We start from the raw sequence: 23,290 nt of genomic DNA, 5'->3' as shown, positions 1-23,290 counted from the left end.
CACCTTGCTCGCTCTGGCGGGCTTTCGCTCATATGACCCAATCCGCTGTCAAGAGCCACAATGGCCCCGCCGACCGCTTGCAATCGGTCGGCGGGGCCTGCCGTTAACCCGTCCCGGTCCGCCCCCGGCATGTCATCGACGCCTTCGGCTCAGTCTCATATCCGCGGATACCGTTCTGTCGGCCCGCACTCCATTCCTTCGGCGGGGTTCCCCAAGTCTGTCGAGGCGCATGCGGAGGGCTCCGCGCGCACAGCGAAATAGGGGGTATCCCCGAAGGCCGCCCGGCTCGCCGGGACGGGGGCTATGTCTATTCCGCGCCCTCCCGGCACATCATCCCGAGGGCCCAGAGCCACCTCACGAGCTCGGCCGCGGTGGCCGCGTTGGCCTTCGCCGCGGGCATGCCGCGGGCGAGCATCTCCTCGCGCCGCCGCAGGAGCCGCTCGGACCCCTTCCTCCCGTGCACCCTTATCTCGAGGGGCACGCCCGTGTCCCTCGGCATGAGCTTCGGCTGGTGCCGTGCCGCGGCGTAGCACCATGAACCCTCAACGGCCAGCTTCCTCACGAGCGCGTTGCCCGCACCGCTGATGCCTCCGAGCCGGACGGAGTCGCCGCTCGACCTCTGGCTCGGCGCGAGGCCGAAATAGGCCGTGACCTGCCTTCCGGAGCGGAACCTCGCGAAGTCGCCGACCTCGGCCGAGAAGGCCGCGGCCAGCGCGAAGGCGCAGCCCTTGATCGACTGGAGGGCGGCCACCTCCGCGGCGATCGGGCTGGCATCCACGGCCGCCCTGTACTCGGAGAGCAGGTCCGCCCGGGCCTCCGCCGCGGCCTCGACCTCGTTCCTCAGGGCGGCGAGCGTCCGAGCCCCGCCATCGTCCTCCGGCCTGACCTTGTCGAGCCACCTCAGGAAGTCGTAGGTCCAGTACTTCCTCGGGTTGCCGGCGGGCGTGGTGCCGCCGTAGACGAACCCCCGCCTTGCGAGGAAGGCGAGCAGCCGCTGCTTGGCGGTCGCCAGGCGCGCGGTCGCCCCGTCGTAGGCGCCGGCGAGGTCCCTGATGCCTTCGACCTCGGGGGAGGGGACCCATACGGGGGAGATGTCGTGGGCGAGTATCGCCTTGGCCATCCTGGCGGCGTCGTTCCTGTCGTTCTTGGAGGCCGAGTCGGCGGCCGACCTGGGGATCTTCGAGACCGCGGCGACGACGCACTCGACGCCGAGCCCGGCGAGCTCCCTTTGCGGGGCGAAGCCGAGGTAGCCGCTCTCGTAGGCCGCGAGCGACGGCCCGGGGAACCCATCCATCCACCCGGCGATCTCGCCCCAGGGGTTGCCGGGGAACCTCCTCGTCACGGCCTCGCCGGTGTCCGCGTCGAGGGCGCAGACGGTGGTCGACCTCAGGTGGACGTCCATCCCGAACGCGGTAGAATACTTTGGCATGGGAGCCTCCCAACCTCGTTGCGGCGCGGCTGCGCCTATGGCACTTCAACATCATTGTCGCAGCCCCGACCCGCGGTCACGAGCGGGGGCTCCTATCTTTTCAGTGCCCTTGGATTGGGTCATAGTGTCTGTCCGCGCCAAAACATCGGCGTTGCCGGGCCGGCACTTGGGGACGTTCCTTTTCTGTCGGCACCTGGGGACACTCCTTAGCCGTTGGGGGCGTTCTTAAACGACTAGTCTGGGCGGCGGCCGTGTGCTGCTGTCCGCGTGGCGGCGTATAATCGGCGGCAGATGACTTGGACGTTAGGAAACCATGACCGATAACATGCAGCAGATGGCGCTCGACACGCTCGGCGCCTATTTTGGCTACACCTCGTTTCGCCCGGGACAGGACCGCATGGTCGATGCGATCCTTGCCGGTCGCGATGCGCTGGGTGTTATGCCCACGGGCGCCGGCAAGTCCATTTGCTACCAGGTGCCCGCGCTCATGCTGCCCGGCATCACCTTTGTGGTGAGTCCGCTGCTGTCGCTTATGGAGGACCAGACCCGTGCGTTGCTTGCGGCGGGCGCGCGGCCCAGCTATCTCAACTCCAGTCTTACTCCGGCCCAGCAAAACACTGTGCTCAAGCGGGCGCGCGAGGGCCGCTACCAGCTTATGTACGTGGCGCCCGAGCGCTTGCTCGAGCCGCGCTTTTTAGCCTTTGCGCAGGAGGCCGCGAGTTCTGCCGGCATTGGCGTGCCGCTCGTGGCCATTGACGAGGCCCACTGCGTGAGTCAATGGGGCCAGGATTTCCGCCCCGCCTACCTGCAGATTCGCGAGTTCATCGATTCCCTGCCGCAGCGCCCCATCGTGGCGGCCTTTACCGCCACGGCGACCGAGCGCGTGCGTGCGGACATTCAGCAGATGCTCGGCCTGCAAAACCCCGCGACGGTGGTGACGGGCTTCGATCGCAAGAACCTCTACTTTGGCTGCGAGGAGATGGGCGACAAGGCCAAGGCCGCGTGGGTGCGCGACTATGTGATTGCGCATTCGAGCGAGAGCGGCATCGTGTATTGCTCGACCCGCAAGACGGTCGATGCGCTGGCAGGTGAGCTTGCCGAGGCGCTGGGCCCCAGCGGCATTCGCGTTGGCCGCTACCATGCCGGCATGGGCAACGACGCCCGTCGTCAAAGCCAGCGCGCCTTTATCGACGACGATACCCAGGTGATGGTTGCCACCAACGCCTTTGGCATGGGTATCGACAAGCCTAACGTGCGCTACGTGATCCATAACAACGTGCCCGAGAGCATCGAGGCCTACTACCAGGAGGCGGGCCGCGCCGGTCGCGATGGCGACCCGGCCAGCTGCCATTTGCTGTGGAACGGCAACGATTTTCGCATGCGCCGCTTTTTGATCGATCGCGGCGACGCTGCCGACGAGGCGCTTGACGATGAGCAGCGCGCGTGGGCACTCCAGAATCGATATCGCCTGCTCAGCCAGATGGAGGGCTACTGTAATACCACCGGCTGTCTGCGCGAATACATGCTGCGCTACTTTGGCGACGAGGCCGCGGCCGAGCATGCTGCTGCGGCTGGTGCGGGCGCCACCGCCACGGATGACGCCGAGGGCTGCGGCAACTGCAGCAATTGCCTCACGCAGTTCGAGGTCGAGGACGTCACCGACATGGCCCGCGCCGCCGTGCGCTATGTGGCCACGCGCCCCATGCGCTTTGGCAAGTCGCTGATCGCCGACGTGCTCCACGGCGGCAACACCGAGCGCATTCGCCAGATGAACCTGGATCAGGACAGTGGCTATGGTGAGCTGTCGAGCGAATCGGTCGGACGCATTAAGGACATCATCGGGCAGCTGTGCGGGCGCGGCTATTTGGCTACCTCGCAGGGGCAGTACCCGGTCGTGGGACTGGGCCCGCGCGCCGGCGAGGTCGAGGACGAGGTGTTTGCCTTTACCGTTAAGCGTCGTGCGTCCAAGCGCAAGGCCTCGGCCCGCGCCCGCCGCGCCGTCGATCTGCTGCGCGAGGAGGCCGAGCTGGATCAGCGCCCGCGTGTTGGCGACGATGCCGAGCTGTTCGAGCGCCTGCGTGCCCTCCGCAAGGAGATCTCGACGGAGCTGGAGATGGCGCCGTACATGGTCTTTTCCGACAAGGCCCTGCGCGGCCTGTGCCGCCTACGCCCACAGACGCGCGACGAGCTTATCCAGGTCAACGGCATCGGCGAGAAAAAGGCCGACGCCTTTGGCGAGCAGTTTATGGCGGCGATTGAAGAGTTTGAGTCCGAGCATGCACGGAATGGAGCATAACGATGGCATTCGACGATAAAACCGACCGCTCTGGCGCATCCGCCGTGCCGCTGTATCAGCAGGTTATGGACGACCTGAAAGGCGAGATCGCACGCGGCGTGTACGCGGCCGGCTCGCGCATTCCTTCCGAGATGGAGCTCGCGAAGTCCTACGGCGTGGGGCGCATCACCGTGCGCCGTGCCATCGAGGAGCTGTCGCGCGCGGGGTATCTCAACCGCCAGCAGGGGAGGGGCACGTTTGTGTGCGCCCCCAAGCTCAAGCGCAAGATTCGCCAGAAGGGTGACGTCCAGAGCTTTACTGAGGGTTGTGCTGCCAACGACATGGTGCCGGGTGCGCGTCTGGTGTCGCGCACGGTGGTCGCGGCGACGCACGAGGATGCGGCGTTCTTTGGCGTGGAGCCCGGCTGCGAGCTTATCGTGGTCGAGCGCGTGCGCACGGCCGACGGCATCCCCGTCATGCTCGAGAACAACGCCTTTGTGCTCGCCGACCATCCCTACCTGCAGACGCTGGCCGACGAGGACCTCACCGATAACTCAATCTTTGCGCTCGTTGCCGAGCATTCGGGTCGCGCGCCGCTCAAGTCCGACCCCTGCACCGTGGAGATTGCGCTTGCCGATACTCAGACGGCCCCGCTGCTGGAGGTGCCGGTCGGCGAGCCGCTCTTCTATATGGAGGCCTACTTTACCGATGAGGACGAGCGGCCCCTGCTGCTCGGTCGTCAAAAGATCGTGGGCTCGCGCTACGTGTTCGACATCTAACGTTCACGAATAGAACAACATGGAACAAATTTACCGCAATGGCTTCCACCGTGGCTGCATGCGTGGTATATATAGAACAACATAGAACGACAGCAGGTACGAGCAGCCGTCGCCAAAAGCCGCCACACAAGGAGGGGCATCAGCATGAACGCACATGATCTGATTCAGGAAATTATCGAGCGCAAGGGCAAGATCGAGAACGTCTTTTGGATCGCTTGCGGCGGTTCGATGATCGATCTCATGCCGGCCAACGAGCTGCTCAAGCGTGAGGCCACCACGTTTACCTCGACGGTCTACACGGCACGCGAGTTTTGCCTGATGGCTCCCAAGAGTCTTGGCGAGAAGTCGCTCGTCATCGCCTGCAGCCACAGCGGCAACACGCAGGAGGTCGTCGACGGCTGCGAGATGGCGCTGGCCGCCGGTGCCGAGGTCATTGCCCTTACCGACTGCGAGGGCTCAAAGATCGACAACGGCAAGTGGACTACCTGGGTCTATCCGTGGGGTGAGGGCGTGTCGCAGGCCGAGGTGCCGCAGGGCATTGGCGCTCTGATCGCCGCCGAGTTGCTCGACCAGCAGGAAGGCTACGAGTCACTCGCCGACATGTATGAGGGCCTCAAGCAGATGGATGCGCTGCTGCCCGCCGCCCGTGAGAAGGTCAACGCCGAGCTGGGCGCCCGCTTTGCCGAGCTCTGCCAGCAGCACAAGTTCTTCTATATCCTGGGCTCCGGTCCCAACTTTAGCCAGACCTATGCCATGGCGATCTGCTCGCTCATGGAGATGCAGTGGCAGCACTGCTGCTACATCCACTCCGGCGAGTACTTCCACGGCCCGTTCGAAGCCACCGAGCCCGGCGTGTTCTACTTTGTGCAGCTCGGATCGGGCGAGTGCCGCCCCATGGAGGAGCGCGCGCTGGCGTTCCTCAACACGCACACCGATACAGTCATGGTGCTCGATGCGCTCGAGTACGGCGTGGGCGAAGTGCCTGCCAGCGTGCGTTCGTTCCTGGAGCCGATCTTCTTCTACAACATGAGCTGCGAGCTGCGCGCCGCCCGCGGCAAGGTGTTCGACCACAGCCCCGAGATTCGTCGCTACATGGGCATCGAGCAGTACTAGGTAACGGGAAAAGCATTCACCTTCGATTCGCGAGCGTGTCGCATGAGCCAAAAAGCGGGCCGTGCCGGGGATTTCCGGCGCGGCCCGCTTTGCATAGCGTCCGTATGAGCGAGGTGTCGCGTCAAGCGGCGGCCTACTTCGCGTCGTAGGCCTCGGCGTCCCACCAGTCGAGCTGGGCGATGTTGTCGCGGATGTGCTGGCAGCTCTTGTGGAAGCCCTCGAGCTCGTGCTCGGACAGGTCCAGCGTGTAGACCTCCTCGACGCCCTCGGCACCGATCGCGCACGGCAGGGAGGTGAAGATGCCCTCCTCGCCATACTGGCCGGTCATGAGCGTGGAGGCGGAAAGCACGGCGTGCTCGTTATGCAGCACGGCGGCGCAAACGCGCGCGGCGGAGTTGGCGACGGCGTACTCGGTGCACTGTTTGCCCTGGTAGGTTACGTAGCCGCCCTTGCGCGCGAGCTCCTCGACCTCCATGTGGTCAAAGGCGTACTTGTCGGGGTTCTCGGCCTGAAGCTCGTTAAGGCTCTTGCCGGCGATGGTTGCGGCCTTAAAGGCGGCCAGCTGGCTAAAGCCGTGCTCGCCGATCATGTAGGCGTCGATGGACTTGGGGCTCACGCCGACCTTCTTGGAGATCTCGGTGCGCAGGCGGGCGGAGTCCAGGCCGCAGCCCGAGCCGATGATCTTCTTGGGATCGTAGCCGGTCAGGTGCCACAGCTCGGTGCACACGACGTCGCAGGGGTTGGAGATGCTCACGAAGATGCCATCAAAGCCGGCGTCGACGATGCGCTTGGCAAAGGTGCGGGCGGCGTCGGTGGTAAAGAACAGCTCGCCGTCGCGGTTGCCGGCGGCCAGCGCGACCTTGCCGGCGGCGTTGACGATGACGTCGCAGCAGGCAAGCTCCTCGTAGTGGTCGTAGCAGTTGACGATCTTGGTGTTGTACGGGACAAACGAAAGGGAGTCGCGCAGGTCCTGGACCTCGGACGTCACCTTGGCCTGGTTGATATCGCACAGGTACAGCTCATCGGCAATGCCCTGCATGAGCAGACTGTTGGCAACATGTGCTCCTACGTGGCCCTGGCCGACCACACCGATCTTACGCGTCTGGTACATATATGTATCCTTTCGGCCGAGTTTTTCGCGTCGAACCATTGTAGCGTCCTGCTGTTACTTTGCTAGGCTAAAGTGCCGTAGATTTTGGGACATGCCTTAATCTCTACTTTTGGAGTGATTTGGGCCGTTGACGGCATCGCTGGGCGATGCGCTCGCGCGGATGGGGCCGGTCGTTGTACCATAGCTGTAACTGACTCGTAAGGAGCATCCATGCCCATTCGTATCCCCGACGCTCTCCCTGCAGCCGCGCAGCTCGAGAGCGAGAACATCTTTGTCATGACCGAGTACCGCGCGCTGCACCAGGACATCCGTCCGCTGCGCGTGCTCATCCTCAACCTCATGCCCACTAAGATCGCCACTGAGACGCAGATCATGCGCAAGCTCTCCAACACGCCGCTGCAGGTGGAGGTGGACCTGCTGCGCACCAAGACGCACGAGGCCACGCACGTGAGCGCCGGCCACCTGGAGACGTTCTACCGCACGTTCGACGACATCCGCGACATCCACTACGACGGCCTGATCATCACGGGCGCGCCGGTGGAGCAGATGCCGTTCGAGGAGGTCGACTACTGGCCCGAGCTCTGCCAGATCATGGATTGGTCCACCACGCACGTGCACTCTACGCTGCACATTTGTTGGGGCGCGCAGGCAGGGCTGTACCATCATTACGGCATCCAGAAGTACGACCTGCCGGCAAAGGCGAGCGGCGTGTTCGAGCATTATCTGGTGAAGCCGCAAAGCCCGCTGGTCCGCGGCTTTGACGACCGCTTCTATGCCGTACATTCGCGCAACACCGACGTGCGCCGCGAGGACGTGGAGGCCGAGCCGCAGCTTGAGGTCGTGGCCGTGTCCGACGAGGTGGGCCTGTACATCGTCAAGTCGACCGACAGCCGTCGCTTCTTTGTCTTTGGCCATCCCGAGTACGACACCGATACGCTGCGCCTGGAGTACGAGCGCGATGTGAAGCGCGGGCTCAACCCGGAGGTGCCGGCGCACTACTTTCCGGGTGACGACCCCTCCGCCGAGCCGCGCAACGTCTGGCGCAGCCAAGCTCAGCTGTTCTACACCAACTGGCTCAACTACTACGTCTACCAGACCACGCCCTACGACCTGGCCTGCGCCGGCGAGGAGCACTAGGCTGCGATGGTACTGCTGTAGCCGTGGCTGATATGGCGGCGATTAGGCGCTGATGATGTGGGGTAGCGGCAGGTCGTGAGCGTCGGTGGGAACGCGGTCGACACGCTGCTCGTCAAAGGCGATGCCGATGATTTGGCATGCGGGCGAGAGCATGGGCAGATAGCGGTCATAGCAACCGCCGCCGTAGCCCAGGCGCGCGCCGGTTTGGTCGAAGGACACGAGCGGCACAACAATCATGTCGAGAGCCTCGGCAGGCACGATGGGGAAGCGGTCGCTGTCGATGTCCGTGGCCGCAAAGGCCCGCGTAGGGTGGGCGATAAACGGAGCCGCGGACGCATCGTCGGCGGCAACTGCCCGCATACACATGCGCTGGCCACAAGCTGCGGCATCAATTGCCGAGAGCATGCACGGATAGGCTACGCGCCAGCCGCGCACGGCGGCCGCAGCGGCAAACGCGGCAGGGTCTGCCTCGGAACCCATCGCGGCATAGACGGCAACGATGCGCGGCGCCGCGGCATCCAAGCGGCCCAGCAGCTCAACCAGCCGCGCACAGATATCAGCAGACTTCGCCGCCCGCAAGTCCAAATCAAGAGCATCGCGCTGGGCAATCACCGCCCGCCGCAACTCAGCCTTGTCCATCCCAACCTCCTCTAGCAAACCTGCCAAAAAGTGACAGGCTTATTTTGGCTGGTTTTATCTGGGCAAACGTCGAAGCCGCCACAAAGGCGCCCTGTGTGGCGGCTTCGACTCGACGTTGGCTTCACAGCGCCGCAGCGATCGCTTCAGTCACAAACTTATTGAGTGACTCACCCTTCTTTGCCGCTGCCAGCGCTGCTTGCTTGTGGAGCTCAGAGCCCGTTCTTACGTTGAACGAGCCCTTAAAAGCCCGCTCGGGTTCCTTGCCCTTCTCGGCGCAAAACTCAAGGTAATCGTCGACGGCGTCGTGGAAGCATTGCTCCACTTCTTCAGCCGTGGAGCCTTCAAATACGATTGCGTCCCTAATGCCGGCGACCATACCTGTTAGCACATGCTGTTCGGCATCGAACTCGACCGGGGCGAAATAACCCTTGTATGCCAAAACGTTACTCATGACTACCTCCGACATCTTGCAGAAAGCGAACGATGTTTCGAATGGTCCCCGCTGTCAATTCGTCAGATGGATGAGGCGCGTGCATTACGAACATCCTGCCATCTGATGGCCTGTAGAAGCGAACGCGCGATCCGGACGTCTTGCCTTTGCTGTCCATTTCAAAGCCATATGAAGCCATAACTTTAAGAAAGTCAGCAAATCTATACGTTGAAGGACAGCTAAGCAGCTGGGCGATGAGTTTATCGGATCGAGTCATCCCGCCTCACATTCTGCAACTATATTCTAGTTGCAATTTAAGTCCGATGCAAACACTCATAATATAGAACATGTGTACGTATAGAACAAGCGTTCGAATCACCACTGAGAAAGGGGACAGGCACCTTTGTGGTGGTCTGTGCTGTGATGGGCGTCTGCGGCGGTTTGTCTCGATCTGTAACAGTAACTCTGCAAAATCTGACCTAGATGTTACAGATTGAGACAAAGGGCCGGCATCATCCGAAAACGTCTCGATTTGTAACATCTGGATCCAATATTACCGTCTAGATGTTACAGATCGAGACAAACCGGCAGACTGCGGCAAAAGAAAAAGGTAGATTTCCGGGCATGTCCCAAAAATCTACCTTTGTGCGTTAGCCCAGCAGGTCGACGACGTTAAAGCCGGCGTTGCTCTTGGCGATGACTTCGCGGCCGCCAAAGACGCAGGTGGGCGACTCGGCTGCGATGCGCGTCACATCGGCGCCGAGCGAGCGCAGCTCACCGGGCGTGGCGGCGAGCATCTGGGCGCGACGCTCCTCGCGCGCATGCGGATCGAGCCCGGCCAGGTAGGTCGTGTTGCGGCGCTTGGTGAGTGCGTACGGCTTCACCGGCGCGTCCATGCCGCTCACGCAGCTCACGATAAAGCCCTCAAAGGCGGCCTCGTCGGGCTCAAAGCTGCCGAGCCATTCGCCTGCGCGCTCCACGCGCTCAATCGAAGGATCGATTGCCGGGTCGCGGTAGGTGTAGAACGCCGCCTGACGCTCGCCGGCCGCGCGGAATCCGCAGCCGTACGCGCCGCCCTTCACGCGGATCTCGTTCCACAGGTAGTCGTAGGAGAGTGCGTTGGCGGCAACCGCCCAGGCGCCCGTCACGTCAATGCCCAAGCGACGCGGGTCGCATGCGCTTGCCGCAAAGCAGATGTCGCTGGGGATGACAAAAGCCTCGTGGCGGTCGCACGGCGTCGGCACCACGAGCGCGTCGCGGCCGGCATCGGCGCCGTCGCCAGCTCCCAGTCCCAAGTCGCCCGCGGCGGCCCAGTACGCGTTAAAGTCCTCATCGCTGCCGGTAAAGCTCGCCAGGCAGCCGTCGGCCACAAAGATGCGGCCTGCCAGCTCGGCAAGCTTGGCACGCAGGCCGTCCAGGCGCTCGTCAAAGTGGTCGAGCAAATCGCGCAGGAACAGGTAGAAGTCTACGCCCGAGAGCTGCTCACGCACCACGGCCGAAGGCGAGCTGTAGCTCATCGCGCGGCCCAGCGCCGCCGAGTGGCCGTTGTTAATGAAGCCCTGCTCGAGTCCAATACGAATCTGCGTGAGCACGTCGCGCACGCGGTCGGCGTCGGCGTCCGCCAAAAGTGTGCTCGACCACACCTCGCGCGGCAGGCTCGCCAGCGCATCGATCTTCTCGGACAGGGCGCCGGCGCTCACCAGCAGGTAGGGGCGCACGCCGTCCACGTCGGGCTGCGTCATGACCTCGGTCGTAAAGCTCAAAAAGCCCAGCTTGCCGGCAAGCAGGTTGTCGAGTTCCTCTGCCGAGTGCTCGCGCGTGGGCAGCTGCTTAAGCAGGCGGCAGAGCAACGTCACATAGGGCAGGTCCTCAAATGCGACGCTGCTCAGGTCGAAGTACTGCATGGCGTAGGCCAGGCGGTTGGTGGGGATGCCGTGGCGCAGACAGGGGATGGGCGCGGTCGTGTCCACAACGAGCGGCGGCTCGGAGCGCGCCTCGCCAATGTCGGACACGCGCAGGCGCGGCAGCGTGGCCTTGGCCTCGGGCGTGTCCTCGGCCTCCTGTGCGGCGCGCAGCGCGGCCGTGCGCTCAACCACATTGGTCAGCTCGGCGTCGGTCATGGCGTCACGCTTGACGGCAAGCTCTGCGGCCTCGGCGCTCTCCGCACCCTCGGCGGCGTCCACCGGCACCAGCTCGACCAGTGCCATGTGGTCGTTTTCCAGCACCAGCTCGCGCAGCAGGTCCTCAAAATAGCTGCCGTCCAGCTCGCTGCGCAGCTCCTCGTACACCGGGCCGTACTTGAGCGCCAGCGTCGCGGCGTCGTCATCGTAGAGCCAGGTGCTCAGCGCGTCGCACGCAATGGCCACGCCGTCGGCGATGCCATAGTCACGCTGGCGCAGGTCGTACTCGTTGCTGCTGATGATGGCTTCCAGACGCTCGCGCGGAACTCCGTGCTCGCACAGGTCGCGGCAGGCGTCCTGGAACACGCGACGCAGCTCGCGCGCCACACCGGGCTGTGCGTTTTGCAGCATGATGAGCTCGTAGGGCTGCAGGCTCTCGGCCGCGGTGTAGCTCACCACGTTGCCGCCCAGGCCGGCGGCCAGAATGGCCTTCTTAACCGGCGCTTCGTTGGAGCCCAGCAGCGCCTCGAACAGGATATCCGCCGCGATCGTGCGCTTGCGGTCGAGCGCGCTGCCCAGCACAAGGCCCAGGCCCACCAGGGCGTTCTCGGGTGTGGTGGCCATCTCGATGCGCTTGTACTCGCAGGTCACGGGCGCCTGCGCGTCCAACGGATTGGGCGCCAGCGTGGACGGGTCCTCGCCGGCGGCAACGGCAGCGTCCATGCGGCGGCTCGCGGCACTCGGCTGCGACAGATAGCGCTCGTCCAAAAAGGCCAGTGCGCGGTCCACGTCCAGGTCGCCGTAGAGCGTGATGTAGGAGTTGGAGGGATTGTAGTGTCGCGCGTGCGTGTCCAGGAACTGCTCGTAGGTGAGCGCGGGAATCGCACGCGGGTCGCCGCCGCTCTCGTGCGCATAGGCGGTGTCGGGATAGAGCGCGGCGTTGACGGCATCGTCCAGCACGCTCATGGGATCGGACAGCGCGCCCTTCATCTCGTTGAACACCACGCCGTTATAACGCAGCGTGCCCTCGTGCAGGCTCGCGGCGCTGCTGTCGCCGTCGCCCTCCGGCAGGTCCAGTTCGTAGTGCCAGCCCTCCTGCTCAAAAATGGTGGGCTTGGTATAGATGGCCGGGTTGAACACCGCGTCCAGGTACACGTCCATCAGGTTGTACAGATCCTGCTCGTTGGTGGTGGCAACGGGGTAGATGGTCTTGTCGGGGTAGGTCATGGCGTTGAGGAACGTCTGCATGGAGCTCTTGATCAGGTCGACAAACGGCTCCTTGACGGGAAACTTGGCCGATCCGCACAGCACCGAGTGCTCAAGAATATGGAACACGCCGGTGGAATCGGCCGGCGGCGTCTTAAAGCCAATGGCAAAGGCCTTGTTTTCGTCGTCGCACGCCAGGTACAGCAGACGAGCGCCCGAGGCAGTGTGTCGCAGCACGTAAGCGTCCGAGTCGAGCTCGGGCACGGTCTCGCGGCGCTCGACGGCAAAGCCGTGGCAGGTAGTGCCGGGCACCAGCAGTGCAGCGGCTGCGGCGCGCGGGTCGGTTGAGGTGGTGGGCATATGCAGTCTCCTTTGACGCCCCAGCGGGGGCGAATCGAGTCGAATCCTCGAGAGTATACCCATATGGGGCCGCGACCCTGCGGCGAACTGGAGACGATGCCAGCGGATTGGGCGAAGGGCTCGCGTGCCCGCCGCACGAGCGTGGAAAATTGGACACTCGCCAAACGAGAGTGGATATTCGGACGGACGAGCGAGGATTTCCGGATACCTATCGAACGAGAGTGGATATTTGGACGGAATTTGCCGCAAAAGCCCCAAAAACCGTCCAAATATCCACTCTCGATATCCGACCGTCCGAAAATCCTCGCTCGTCCATCACTCGCGTATCTCTCGTCCCTCATTCGTCTCTAATATGAGAGATGACAGGAAGATGAGAGAAAAATATGAGAGATAACTGAGCAGCAAAGAGACAGGCAATCATGGTATTGTCTCAATACCAATTGTTCTACCAGCAAAAATATGTATAAATGAAGCAAATGGTAGACATTCCATCTCTCATCTATCTCTCTATCTCTAAGCCGAGAGATAGAGAGATAGATGAGAGATAATTTCGAGAGATAACTGAGAGACGAGGGAAATCTATCCGCGGCATTCTCCGCAGGACCGAGCGAAAGGACGTGCAGATGAACGAAAACGAGCTGACCGGTCTGCTTGAGTCTTTAAGGCGTATGGGCTCGGATGATCTTAACGTCGAAGTGAAGGAGAGCGCCACGACGCTTTCCCGCGATGTGTGGGAAACGGTGAGCGCATTCGCGAACACTGCCGGCGGAATCATCGTGCTCGGAGTGAGTGAGCGCGCAGGTTTTGTCCCGGTTGAGAACTTCGAGACCGAGAAAGTGCTCAACCAATTTGTGTCAGGCATGGGTGATGCGGGCGGTCGAGGAAAGCTGGCCAATCCGCCTAAATACACGATCGAGCGAGTGGAGCTTCAGGACGTCATCGTTCTCGTCATTACGATTGAGGAGCTCGATCCGTCGAGCAAGCCCTGCTATGTCATAGAGCGGGGCGCCCAGGGCGGCAGCTACAAGCGCATCGATGACAAAGATGTGCCGCTTTCATCGACCGAGGTGCTCGCATTGGCGTCATACGGTCGAGCGACTCCGAGCGATCGGGACGCGGTGGCGGGTGCGGGCGCGGACAATCTCGACGAGACGCTGGTCGACCGTACGATAGATCGGGCTTTCTCGTTGACGCCCCGGGCAATGCGCGGCGCGCCGGACAAACAAACGAAGCTGGAGCGCCTAAATATCCTTGATTCCCAGGGCAATGTCACCAAGGCTGGACTCCTAGTTGTGGGCACCTACCCTCAGCAGTTCTATCCCAAGCTCTTCATTGACGTGGCTGTCCATGCGGGAACTCAGAAGGGCATGGCGGGGTCGCTGAGGTTCATGGACCGCACAATCTGTGAGGGAACGTTGGGCGAGATGATCTCGGATGCCGTCGCAGCCGTCGCCAAGAATTTGCGGCGAACCTCGACCGTCCAAGGCGTCTCGCGTGTCGACTCGCTTGAGATTCCCGAGGAGGTTCTGCGCGAGGCAATCGCCAACGCCGTAATCCATCGAGAATACGGGGATCGGTTCTGTGGACAATCGATTGCCGTCGACGTCTTTGATGATCGTGTCGAGGTGACAAATCCTGGCGGCCTTTACGGGGGAAAGACTCGCGAGAACTTGTTTGACGGCAGCTCCCGATGCCGTAACGCGACGCTTGTGAAGCTCATGTCGATTGTCCCGCTGCCGGATGGCGCAGGTTCGCCGGCTGAGGGCAATGGCTCGGGCATCCCGATGATGATCGATGCCATGCGCGCGCATGGTCTGGCCGGGCCCCTGTTCTGCCCGGGATTCGATCGGTTCAAGGTCGTACTTTACCGTTCAAAGATCGAGCCGGTCGATCATGGCGGGGGCTTAATTGTGACGGCACTCAAACACTACGGCGAGCTGGGGACGCGCGAGCTGGCAGAGCACACAGGGCTCACAATTTCCCAGGTTAGGTCGCGCGTCAACGCGCTCATTGCTCAAGGCGAGCTTGAGCCCACGGCGCCGGCGACGAGCCGCAACCGCAAGTATCGACTGTCGGAGCGCGTGGGATAGATGCGTTAGTGGACGAGGCGACCCAATAATCGACCCTCGATTGGCGTCCATTAAGGTAAAGCGGTTGTTGCCCAGTCGACGGTGATGCTAAAGACTCGGCTTACGCCGGCATGGCCCCGAACCCGTCTATCAGGAACAGCCTAAGAACCAGCTTGATGACATTTCCCGGTTTGACTTCTGCCGCGTCAAAGACGTGGCGCTCGGCGAGCTCGCTGCAGTATGCATAGATGTCGCGGATAAGGTCCGCGCCCGAGAGCGTAAACATGTAGCCTGCGTCCGAAAGCGCATTGGGCGCGGCAGGCAACTTGGCCATGTGGCAGAACGTTTGCAGGTCGGGCGCCATAACGTTCTGGTAGTCGAGGTGGCCGTTGGCATCCTGCGCGGCAACCTCCAATTGGCGCACAAAATCCAGCGCCGCCGCTAACACAAAGCTCGGCGTAGGCGCATTGACGTCCTGAGTGGTCGCCACAAGCCTGCCCGCCGCCTGCGTGACAAGCCAAGCGACCTCGCGCTGGCAACGCACGGCCTTGCGCGTAACCGGCTTGATGGACGAAGAAGAAACGCTTCCCTTAGGCGGATTCGAAACAGCCACAAGAACCTCCCATGAACGACCCGGCCCAACAAGCCCGGATGAAACACGTGCTACATCAGTATACAGGGAAGTGGGGTAGCGGGGTACAAGCGCGCCAGCGGCAAACCGAGAGCATCAACGATGTGCCGATCGCGGAATGAGATCTCGTAATAATTGACTCTCGGCCATATTATTGAGGGGCATGACTCGCGTTCGTATGGTTGTAGGTGCTGGCGATGAACGACATTGACCTTGCTGTTCCGTTGATGGATGGACCAAGCTATGACCGCGCCTGCAGTCTCGTGCCTTCCGAATACGTTGAGGCATGGGAGTGGTTTCTGGGTGAGGAACAGCGCGGCGGCGTTTGGACCAGCCTTCCGCACCACACCAAGGAAGATAGTCCTCAGTATCAGTACCGTTTGAGAATTGGCTCGGACTTCTTTCCCGTAACGCGGGATTCAGGGATCTTCTGGCCGGGCCAGGATCGGGTGAAGCAAGATCCCAATAAGATCTTTGCGCTTTCGGTCCATAACTCTAAAAAGAGCTTCTACACCGATGTGCCTCCGCTCTATTTGGATGACGGTACGTGGGTCATTAAGTATTCGGTCCAAGCGCCAGGAGCCGTTGGTTCTCGAGACCAGAATTACAACCGTAAAATGCTCAACTGCATGGAATGTGGCGTCCCAGTCGGAGTCATATTTGCAACCGAGGTGGGCTATAAGGTGCTCGGCCTTGCGTTTGTTGAGCGGTTCGAGCCCGAAAATGGATGGTTTGTTCTGCACGGTCCTGTTCATAAAGGCGGACCGGACCCTCGTTTTGCGCCCGACATGAGTTATCTGAAGCACATACCCGTCGATATTGAGTTTGCCGGACAGGGTGCGACCGACGACGAAAAGGTCCGCTATGCGTTAAGGCGCGAGCGATTGGGGCAGCAATGGTTCCGCAAGCAGCTCGTTGCCGCCTATGATGGCCGTTGCGCGGTGTCGGACTGCGGCGTCAGTGAAGCTCTGGAGGCTGCACATATCGAGAATTACTCGGGACCCAAATCGCAGGTTGCCAGCAACGGTATTCTGCTTCGGCGCGATCTTCATTCCCTATTTGATGCTCACCTGATTTCGTTTGAGCCTGTTTGCGGCGAATATCGGCTGTGCGGATCGTACCTGCTGGATAAGACCGACTACGCTTCCTTTGCGGGTGCGACGCTAAGGCAGCCGGATGAGCGTCAGTGGCGACCCGATACGGTGTTTCTTGAGGCCCATCGCATTGAGTTCGATCGCTCGGAAAAGAAGCGTGAAAAGGCGGGGCTTCTGCCGTATTAGCGTATTTGGCTTTGGCATTCTTTGACGATCGTGTTGTTTGATCGGATCGCGTGGCGATGCAATCTCGCGCACGCCCGCCGGTGCATGCTCTTCCTGATTTGTATAGCGAGAGGGGAGCGTATATGAGCTGGCGAGGCGATATTGCGATGGGGAAGTACGGAAAACTGCCGTGTGCCCTTATAGACAACAATATGTTTCCGAGCGTAGAGGTTGATTGCGCGTCGTTTGTCGTCACCTGCCCTTGCTGCGGCTCGCAAATACCGTGTCTCGACATTCGGTTTATCGATGCGCGCGACAGACTCAGCGACGAAGTGAGAAAACGGACAGGCGTTCATATGCCGGTGTATCCGGAGAAATGCCCTGTTTGTGGCCTCGATATCGTGTACGACGCCGGCGACGAGGGATAGGTGATGCGGAGGAGTTGGCTGTGAGTGTCTTTTGCCTCTACAAATAAATCCCCTCACCGAGTTGCTTGTGGAACTCGGCGTGATGGTCGCGTGCCCAGGTAAAGAGCGCCTGGTCAAAGTCGGTACGCGTGACCGGGACGCCAAAGACGCCGGCAACTTCGACGCGTATAAACTCCAGTGCCGGCAGCTTGTTGATGGCAGTGAGGGCAAACGGGGACGAGGGCTCCTCGAACAGATAGCGGCTGCCTTGCAGCGCGTCGCAACTGGTGCACGTGTTGCCGAGCGACGGGGCTTTGGAGGCTCGCGCGCCTACGGGCTTGTAGCCGCAGCGCTTATGAAGGTAGTCGCGGATCTCGCCCGGTACGCAGCCAAGAGCGGGCACGATGGCGAGTGCGTTGGCGTTGGCCGTGTCGATGGCAATGTACCCGGCTTCGTTGGGCGCGTGCGCGATGGCGATGCTCTCGTCGTTATCGGTTCGATAGGGAATGCCGAAGGCTGCGACCGAGGTCTCTTTGTGACACTTCCAGCACTCGCGCTTGCCCAGTACTAGATATATATACGGCGCTGAGGGGTCGGATCGGTCAACACCGGGCAGCCACTCGGCAAAGGGCTCGGGGTTGACGCCGCTGGGTACATACCAGATCTTCTTGGTCCGGTCCCATTTGGCGCCCAGCGCCTTGGCTTCTTCTTTGTGCGAAAAGGGGACATCGAGCTCGGTGCGCATGGCGGCTCCTTGGTGCTGCAGGTGCAAGTGGCTCAAGGATACCGCAGGGCGCAGACATCGCGGCGTTTTGCTGAGAAGTTGCGGTGCGGACTGATTGGTTATGCCGATGAATAGATCGGCAAGTAGATGGTCGGCTTTTGGCTAGTTGGGCGGTTGGAGCTGCCAGCTGATTTGGCGACATAAAACAAAACAGCCCAGAGGACATAGCCTCTGAGCTGCGAACATTTGGTGGGCGTTAGAAGATTTGAACTTCTGACCTCTTCCGTGTCAGGGAAGCGCTCTCCCCCTGAGCTAAACGCCCGATCAAGGGTGCGCAAGCGCGCAAGGGATAATATAACGGAGCCTGAACTCGGTGGCAAGAACATTTTTAAAAATCGCTTACATTGTGGAATTCGGGGGCTTTGTCGCATCCATTTCAAAAGAGCCTGCTGCCGCGATTTGGCTGTCGCATAATGCAAGGCCATTGCGGTATCGAGCTATGGAAAGACGCCTGCGGAATTGTCCTACCGATAAGCGGACAAGCCTCCAGCTGGTGACTTCGCCGTGGTAAGGTAAGCCGAATTGTTTCCAGGCTGTTTCGGGGGAGTGGAATGAGCAAAGAGTGTGTCGAGCAGGTCGAAGGCGCAGGGGCTTCGGTGCCGATGACCGATATATCGAACATTGATGTGCCCGAGGGCACCGACGAGCTCAGCCGCAACACCCGTCGCGCATGGCGCGACCGCCTGAACAGCGCTTCGACGCGCAAGATGATCACGGGCGTCTTGGCTACGCTGGTGGGCGGTTCGTTTTGGGGCTTCTCGGGCACCAGCGCGAGTTTTTTGTTCGATACCTACCATGTCGATACGCTGTGGCTTATGAGCGTGCGTCAGATTCTCGCCGGCCTGCTCTTTATGGCTGTGGTTGTCACGCGCGACCGCGCACGCCTGGTCAAGCTTTGGACGACGCCCGCTGATCGCAAGCAGCTGCTGCTCTTTACCGCTTTTGGCCTGCTGTTCAACCAGTTTTGCTATCTTTCGGCCGTGCGCCTGACGAACGCCGGAACCGCGACGGTGCTCCAGTGCCTGCAGCTCGTTATCATCATGGGCTACGCCTGCGTGACCGATCGCCGTATGCCGCGTACTCGCGAAGTCATCGGCATTGGCCTGGCTCTGGGTGGAACCTTTTTAATCGCCACCGGCGGCGACCCCACCAGCCTGAATATCTCGCCGCTTGGCCTGGCAGCAGGTCTTATGTGTGCGGTCAGCGCCGCGTGTATGGCGGTGATTCCCGCCAAGATCCTGCCCGAATACGGCAGCCCCATCGTCACGGGCTCGGCAATGCTCACGGCGGGCGTGGTCTCGTGCGTCTTCGTGCAGCCCTGGGCGCATATGCCGGCGCTCGACGCTGCCGGCATCGAGGCGCTCGCGGTGTTCGTGGTTATCGGCTCGTTTTTTGCTTACATGCTTTATATGCAGGGCGTTAAGGACATCGGCTCGGTGCGCGCGAGCCTCATCGGAACTGTGGAGCCGGTTTCGGCGACCATCACCAGCGCCGTTATGCTGGGGACGGTGTTTTTGCCGACCGACCTTATCGGCTTTGTCATGATCATCGTGATGATGTTCCTCACGGTGTAGCTAGCGCCGCTGCCAAGACGGAAAAGGTGTTGTGCCGCATTTTCGCCAATTGATGTCCGTGTCTGGAGTTTAGCTGTCGATGCTCAAAATGCCATAAACTAGTAACGTTATGGACTTTTTCATTGCGACTCAATTGCGAGGATTTCTTTATGGCTGGTAATCACTTTAAGGGCAGCGATAGCGGCCGCCCTGCAGTTCCGCCGCGTCCGAACGGGGCTGGTAAGGCCGGCACGCCGGGCGGCGCTGGACAGGGCGGTTCCGGTAAGCGCGTGTCCCCGGGCGAGACGGCGATGTTTACCGCTCTGTACGAGCAGTCTCAAAAGGCAAAAAAGACCGGCCGTGCAAGAGGAAATGTCTTTGCGGGCGGTGCAACCTCTGCGTCGCAGCCGAGCGGGGCTCCTTCGGTACCTGCGAACAACGCAGGTGCTGCCAACGCCGCGAATGGCGCCGGCAACGTTAATGCCGGCAAGGCCGACAACAATACTCCCTCTGCCGGTGGCGCGGGGCTTACGGGTAACCTCGGCACGATTTACACCGGCGCCTCCGAGACAGGCACGTTCGCCCGCCTGGATGATAGCGGTGCCGAGTTTGCGGGCTCGGGTTCCAAGGAAGATTATTACGATTTTGGCTTGAACTACGGTAGCGATGCTTCGTCGAGTTCGACCTCTGACGGTCTGGTCCGTCATCGCCATCGCAAGGGCGAGCGCAAAAAGCGTCACACCGGCGCCATTATTGCCGCTGTAGTCGCGGTGCTTCTCGTTGCGCTTGGCGCAAGCGGCTTTATGCTGCTTAACTCGGCAAAGACCGTAAAGAGCGAAGCGAAGGAGGCTGTCGAGATCGTCGGTGGCCTTAAGGACAAGGTCACGTCGGGCGATTTTTCGACGCTGCCTGACGACGCGAAGAAGATCGATGAGCTCTGTAACAGCATGAAGGCGGAGACCTCGAGCCCGCTGTGGACGGCGGCTTCGTTTATCCCGGTGTATGGCAGCGATATCAATGCGGCCCGCACCATGATTGACGCCCTGTCCGATGTCTCGAGCAATGCGCTGGTTCCCATGGCCGATAACCTTTCGCAGGCTACGCCCGGCAAGCTGTTCCAGGACGGCATGATTAACGTGTCCGCGCTGCAGGCGGTCGCCGATTCGCTTTCCAGCAGCTCGAAGGTGTTCAAGAGCGCCAACGAGAAGGTCCAGGGCATTGGCGATACTCATATTTCCCAGGTGACCGAGCTGGTCGATAAGGCCAAGGACGGCTTTGCCACCCTCAACGGCGCGGTTGACGCGGCGGAGAAGGTCGCCCCCGTCCTTCCCCAGATGCTCGGCGCCAACGGCCAGACGCGCAACTACCTTATGTACGCCATGAACAACGTCGAGATTCGTGCCTGCGGCGGCTTTGGCGGTTCGCAGGGCCTGATTTCGGTCACCGACGGTCAGATGTCGATTGGCGAGTTTGTTCCCCGCATTGGACTCAGCGAGGATGAGGCGGTCGAGAGCGTCGACGAAGAGGATGAGGCGCTGTTCGGCAACCACAGCAACCTGTACAACTCGGGCAATACCTATTCGCCTGATTGGCCCCGCAACTCGCAGCGTGTCGCCGCGCTGTGGAAGTCCCAGTATGGACAGGACGTTGATGGCGTCATCGGTATCGACCCGGTGTTCCTGCAGTATCTGCTGGGCCTGGTCGGTAACGTGTCACTGCCCGACGGAACGGTTGTCGACGGCACCAACGCCGCAAAGGTCCTCATGCACGATGTGTACTGGAACTATCCGGTCGAGGAGTCGGACGGCATCTTTGCATCCGTCGCCAGCGCTGCCTTCGACAAGGTCCTTGGCGGTATCGGCGATGTCGATGTTACGAAGCTTGTCAGCGCCGTTGAGCGCGGTGCCGAAGAGGGCCGCCTGATCGCGTGGATGAGAAACGATGATGAGCAGAATGCCATCAAAGAGACGAGCATTGACGCTTCGCTGCCCGATCCGGATGATCCGAGTGCCGATCCCGTTGCCGGCGTTTACTTTAACAACCTGAGCTTCTCCAAGCTCGACTGGTATCTGAACGCCGACACTCAGATTGGTCAGGGCGTGAAGAACGGCGACGGCACGTGCTCCTATCACATCACCGTTACCCTGACGAACATCATGACGCAGGAGGAGGCTGGCAAGCTGCCCGACTACGTTGCGGCGAGCGCGCCCGATGCCGCGCGTGACGACGAGCGTCTGAATGTCTCGTTGTTTGCCCCGACGGGTGGCAACATCAGTGACCTTACGGTTGAGGGTACCCAGTTTGGTCTTGGTGCCGCTACGTGGCATGGAATCCCCTTCTATTCGGGCACCGTTGACCTGCATGCTGGCGAGACGACGACGATCACGTATACGCTGACCACGTCGGCCGAGGCGGGGGACAAGCCTCTTACGCTGCGTCAGACCCCTACATGCCAGGCGGCTCGCGACAGCGCGTCGGCGTAGGGTTTTTCTGGTAGCGCAGATAATCGAGTACCATTTTGGGGCGGACAGGCAATCTGTCCGCCCCTATTTTGTAAGGAGAGCGCATGAAGTACTTTGGCACCGACGGCTTTCGCGGTGAGGCCAACGTTGGGCTGACGGTAGAGCATGCTTATAAGATTGGCCGTTTTGTGGGCTGGTATTACGGCGCCAACCGCGAGCGCAAGGCACGCGTCATCGTGGGCAAGGACACGCGTCGCTCGAGTTATATGTTCGAGGCGGCGCTGGTGAGCGGTCTGGTCGCGAGCGGTGCGGACGCCTATATGCTGCACGTGATCCCCACGCCGGGCGTGGCGCATCAGACCGTGGAGGGCTGCTTCGATTGCGGCATCATGATCAGCGCGAGCCACAACCCGTTTTGCGATAACGGCATTAAGCTCGTCAACAGCGACGGCTTTAAGATGGACGAGGACGTACTGGAGCTCATCGAGGACTACATCGATGGCAAGAGCGAGGTGCCGCTGGCCACGGGCAACCACATCGGCGCCACGGTGGACTACATGCAGGGCCGCAACCGCTACATTGCTTCGCTCATCGCCAGCGTGAACTTTTCGCTGCAGGGCGTCAAGATCGGTATCGACTGCGCCAACGGCTCGGCTTCCTCGGTGGCCAAGCCGGTGTTCGACTCGCTGGGCGCTGACGTGCGCGTGATCAACGCCGCGCCCGATGGTTTTAACATCAACGTCGACTGCGGCTCCACGCATATGGAGCGTCTGCAGCGCCATGTGGTGGAGCAGGGCCTGGACGTGGGTTTTGCCTACGACGGCGATGCCGACCGCTGCCTGGCCGTGGATGAGCGCGGTCGCGTGGTAGACGGCGACCAGATCCTGTACGTGTGCGGCGTGTATCTGAACAAGCACGGGCGACTCTCGGGCGGTACCGTGGTGCCGACGATTGCCAGCAACTTTGGCCTGGTCAAGTCGCTGGAGCTTGCCGGTCTGAGCGCCGTGACCAGCGGCGTGGGCGACCGTCACGTGTATGCCAAGATGCGCGAGGGCGGCTACAGCCTGGGTGGCGAGCAGACGGGCCATACGATCTTTGGCGATATCGAGCGCACGGGCGACGGCATTATGACCTCGCTGCGCGTGATGGAAGTGATTCGTGCCGAGCGCGAGACGCTCTCGCAGCTCACGGCTCCGTGCAAGCTGCTGCCGCAGGCGCAGGTGGCCGTGCACGTGGCGGACAAGGACGCCGCGCTCGAGAACATGGGCGTGCAGAACGCCATCGCCGAGGCCGAGGCTGCGCTGGCAGGCGAGGGCCGCGTGCTCGTGCGCAAGAGCGGAACCGAGTCGGTTATCCGCGTGCTGGCCGAGGCGCCCGACCAAGCATCCGCCGATGCCGCCATGAAGCGCATCGCCAACGCGCTCGAGGCTCTGTAAGGTAGTCATTGGGGACGTTCTTAAACAACTAGGTGGAAAGGGGGCGCCGCGGATTGGTTCCGCGGCGTCCCCTTTGCGTTGACGTGTCGG

Annotated in this window: 16 protein-coding genes and 1 tRNA gene; 9 read left to right on the top strand and 8 right to left on the bottom strand. The window is 61.5% G+C overall.

Going from position 1 to position 23,290, the window contains the following annotated elements:
• Positions 1-307: 307 nt before the first annotated feature.
• The gene (locus tag OIL77_03445) at positions 308-1,429 is read right to left on the bottom strand and encodes an IS110 family transposase (GenBank protein HJI44473.1); all 1,122 of its coding nucleotides are present in this window, start codon (positions 1,427-1,429) and stop codon (positions 308-310) included.
• Positions 1,430-1,742: 313 nt separating this feature from the next.
• On the opposite strand from OIL77_03445, the gene OIL77_03440 reads away from it, so the two are divergent.
• The 3 genes from OIL77_03440 to OIL77_03430 all read left to right on the top strand — a co-directional run bounded on the left by OIL77_03440 (position 1,743) and on the right by OIL77_03430 (position 5,596).
• The gene (locus OIL77_03440) at positions 1,743-3,725 is read left to right on the top strand and encodes an ATP-dependent DNA helicase (GenBank protein ID HJI44472.1); all 1,983 of its coding nucleotides are present in this window, start codon (positions 1,743-1,745) and stop codon (positions 3,723-3,725) included.
• Positions 3,726-3,727: 2 nt separating this feature from the next.
• Positions 3,728-4,483 (top strand): GntR family transcriptional regulator, encoded by a 756-nt coding sequence (locus OIL77_03435; protein HJI44471.1) that lies wholly within the window; start codon positions 3,728-3,730, stop codon positions 4,481-4,483.
• A gap of 144 nt (positions 4,484-4,627) precedes the next feature.
• A complete protein-coding gene (locus OIL77_03430) occupies positions 4,628-5,596 on the top strand; it encodes an SIS domain-containing protein (GenBank protein ID HJI44470.1) in 969 nt (322 codons plus the stop codon).
• Positions 5,597-5,729: 133 nt separating this feature from the next.
• Here OIL77_03430 and OIL77_03425 read toward each other — a convergent pair whose 3' ends face one another.
• Positions 5,730-6,707, bottom strand: a complete 978-nt coding sequence (locus tag OIL77_03425) for an L-lactate dehydrogenase (GenBank protein ID HJI44469.1) — start codon at positions 6,705-6,707, stop codon at positions 5,730-5,732.
• 210 nt (positions 6,708-6,917) lie between these two features.
• Between OIL77_03425 and metA the strand changes: the two genes are divergently transcribed.
• Complete coding sequence (metA, locus tag OIL77_03420; GenBank protein HJI44468.1) at positions 6,918-7,844, top strand: homoserine O-succinyltransferase; 927 nt, start codon at positions 6,918-6,920, stop codon at positions 7,842-7,844.
• A 42-nt stretch (positions 7,845-7,886) separates the two neighbouring features.
• Here metA and OIL77_03415 read toward each other — a convergent pair whose 3' ends face one another.
• The 3 genes from OIL77_03415 to OIL77_03405 form a co-directional block, all read right to left on the bottom strand.
• Positions 7,887-8,483 (bottom strand): 5-formyltetrahydrofolate cyclo-ligase, encoded by a 597-nt coding sequence (locus tag OIL77_03415; GenBank protein ID HJI44467.1) that lies wholly within the window; start codon positions 8,481-8,483, stop codon positions 7,887-7,889.
• A gap of 121 nt (positions 8,484-8,604) precedes the next feature.
• Positions 8,605-8,934, bottom strand: a complete 330-nt coding sequence (locus OIL77_03410) for a type II toxin-antitoxin system HicB family antitoxin (protein HJI44466.1) — start codon at positions 8,932-8,934, stop codon at positions 8,605-8,607.
• A gap of 629 nt (positions 8,935-9,563) precedes the next feature.
• The gene (locus OIL77_03405; GenBank protein ID HJI44465.1) at positions 9,564-12,599 is read right to left on the bottom strand and encodes an insulinase family protein; all 3,036 of its coding nucleotides are present in this window, start codon (positions 12,597-12,599) and stop codon (positions 9,564-9,566) included.
• Between the two features lie 623 nt (positions 12,600-13,222).
• Between OIL77_03405 and OIL77_03400 the strand changes: the two genes are divergently transcribed.
• Complete coding sequence (locus OIL77_03400) at positions 13,223-14,689, top strand: putative DNA binding domain-containing protein (protein ID HJI44464.1); 1,467 nt, start codon at positions 13,223-13,225, stop codon at positions 14,687-14,689.
• Between the two features lie 100 nt (positions 14,690-14,789).
• On the opposite strand, the gene OIL77_03395 is transcribed toward OIL77_03400, so the two are convergent.
• Positions 14,790-15,281, bottom strand: a complete 492-nt coding sequence (locus tag OIL77_03395) for a hypothetical protein (protein HJI44463.1) — start codon at positions 15,279-15,281, stop codon at positions 14,790-14,792.
• 215 nt (positions 15,282-15,496) lie between these two features.
• On the opposite strand from OIL77_03395, the gene OIL77_03390 reads away from it, so the two are divergent.
• Positions 15,497-16,579, top strand: coding sequence for an HNH endonuclease (locus OIL77_03390; GenBank protein ID HJI44462.1), 1,083 nt, complete (start codon positions 15,497-15,499; stop codon positions 16,577-16,579).
• Between the two features lie 444 nt (positions 16,580-17,023).
• Here the strand turns inward: OIL77_03390 and OIL77_03385 are convergent, their stop codons facing one another.
• A complete protein-coding gene (locus OIL77_03385) occupies positions 17,024-17,710 on the bottom strand; it encodes a DUF5710 domain-containing protein (protein HJI44461.1) in 687 nt (228 codons plus the stop codon).
• A 226-nt stretch (positions 17,711-17,936) separates the two neighbouring features.
• Positions 17,937-18,011: transfer RNA gene (locus OIL77_03380), tRNA-Val, on the bottom strand.
• Positions 18,012-18,300: 289 nt separating this feature from the next.
• On the opposite strand from OIL77_03380, the gene OIL77_03375 reads away from it, so the two are divergent.
• From OIL77_03375 to glmM, 3 genes are all read left to right on the top strand, one after another.
• Positions 18,301-19,323, top strand: a complete 1,023-nt coding sequence (locus tag OIL77_03375) for an EamA family transporter (protein ID HJI44460.1) — start codon at positions 18,301-18,303, stop codon at positions 19,321-19,323.
• 149 nt (positions 19,324-19,472) lie between these two features.
• Entirely contained in the window at positions 19,473-21,785 is a 2,313-nt protein-coding gene (locus tag OIL77_03370; protein HJI44459.1) for a DUF4012 domain-containing protein, read from the top strand.
• Positions 21,786-21,868: 83 nt separating this feature from the next.
• Positions 21,869-23,200: a phosphoglucosamine mutase gene (glmM, locus tag OIL77_03365; GenBank protein ID HJI44458.1), complete on the top strand. Its 1,332-nt coding sequence runs from the start codon at positions 21,869-21,871 to the stop codon at positions 23,198-23,200.
• The last annotated feature ends 90 nt before the right edge of the window (positions 23,201-23,290 follow it).

Source organism: Coriobacteriaceae bacterium (assembly GCA_025993015.1).
GTDB lineage: Bacteria > Actinomycetota > Coriobacteriia > Coriobacteriales > Coriobacteriaceae > Collinsella.
Note: the sequence above shows the minus strand (reverse complement) of the source record. Positions and strands in the feature narration are given on the sequence as shown.

Bases quoted from the DNA above. Each gene is read 5' to 3' on its own strand.
- OIL77_03445 (HJI44473.1), bottom strand. From the start codon at position 1,429: ATGCCAAAGTATTCTACCGCGTTCGGGATGGACGTCCACCTGAGGTCG.
- OIL77_03440 (HJI44472.1), top strand. From the start codon at position 1,743: ATGACCGATAACATGCAGCAGATGGCGCTCGACACGCTCGGCGCCTAT.
- OIL77_03435 (HJI44471.1), top strand. From the start codon at position 3,728: ATGGCATTCGACGATAAAACCGACCGCTCTGGCGCATCCGCCGTGCCG.
- OIL77_03430 (HJI44470.1), top strand. From the start codon at position 4,628: ATGAACGCACATGATCTGATTCAGGAAATTATCGAGCGCAAGGGCAAG.
- OIL77_03425 (HJI44469.1), bottom strand. From the start codon at position 6,707: ATGTACCAGACGCGTAAGATCGGTGTGGTCGGCCAGGGCCACGTAGGA.
- metA (HJI44468.1), top strand. From the start codon at position 6,918: ATGCCCATTCGTATCCCCGACGCTCTCCCTGCAGCCGCGCAGCTCGAG.
- OIL77_03415 (HJI44467.1), bottom strand. From the start codon at position 8,483: ATGGACAAGGCTGAGTTGCGGCGGGCGGTGATTGCCCAGCGCGATGCT.
- OIL77_03410 (HJI44466.1), bottom strand. From the start codon at position 8,934: ATGAGTAACGTTTTGGCATACAAGGGTTATTTCGCCCCGGTCGAGTTC.
- OIL77_03405 (HJI44465.1), bottom strand. From the start codon at position 12,599: ATGCCCACCACCTCAACCGACCCGCGCGCCGCAGCCGCTGCACTGCTG.
- OIL77_03400 (HJI44464.1), top strand. From the start codon at position 13,223: ATGAACGAAAACGAGCTGACCGGTCTGCTTGAGTCTTTAAGGCGTATG.
- OIL77_03390 (HJI44462.1), top strand. From the start codon at position 15,497: ATGAACGACATTGACCTTGCTGTTCCGTTGATGGATGGACCAAGCTAT.
- OIL77_03385 (HJI44461.1), bottom strand. From the start codon at position 17,710: ATGCGCACCGAGCTCGATGTCCCCTTTTCGCACAAAGAAGAAGCCAAG.
- OIL77_03375 (HJI44460.1), top strand. From the start codon at position 18,301: ATGAGCAAAGAGTGTGTCGAGCAGGTCGAAGGCGCAGGGGCTTCGGTG.
- OIL77_03370 (HJI44459.1), top strand. From the start codon at position 19,473: ATGGCTGGTAATCACTTTAAGGGCAGCGATAGCGGCCGCCCTGCAGTT.
- glmM (HJI44458.1), top strand. From the start codon at position 21,869: ATGAAGTACTTTGGCACCGACGGCTTTCGCGGTGAGGCCAACGTTGGG.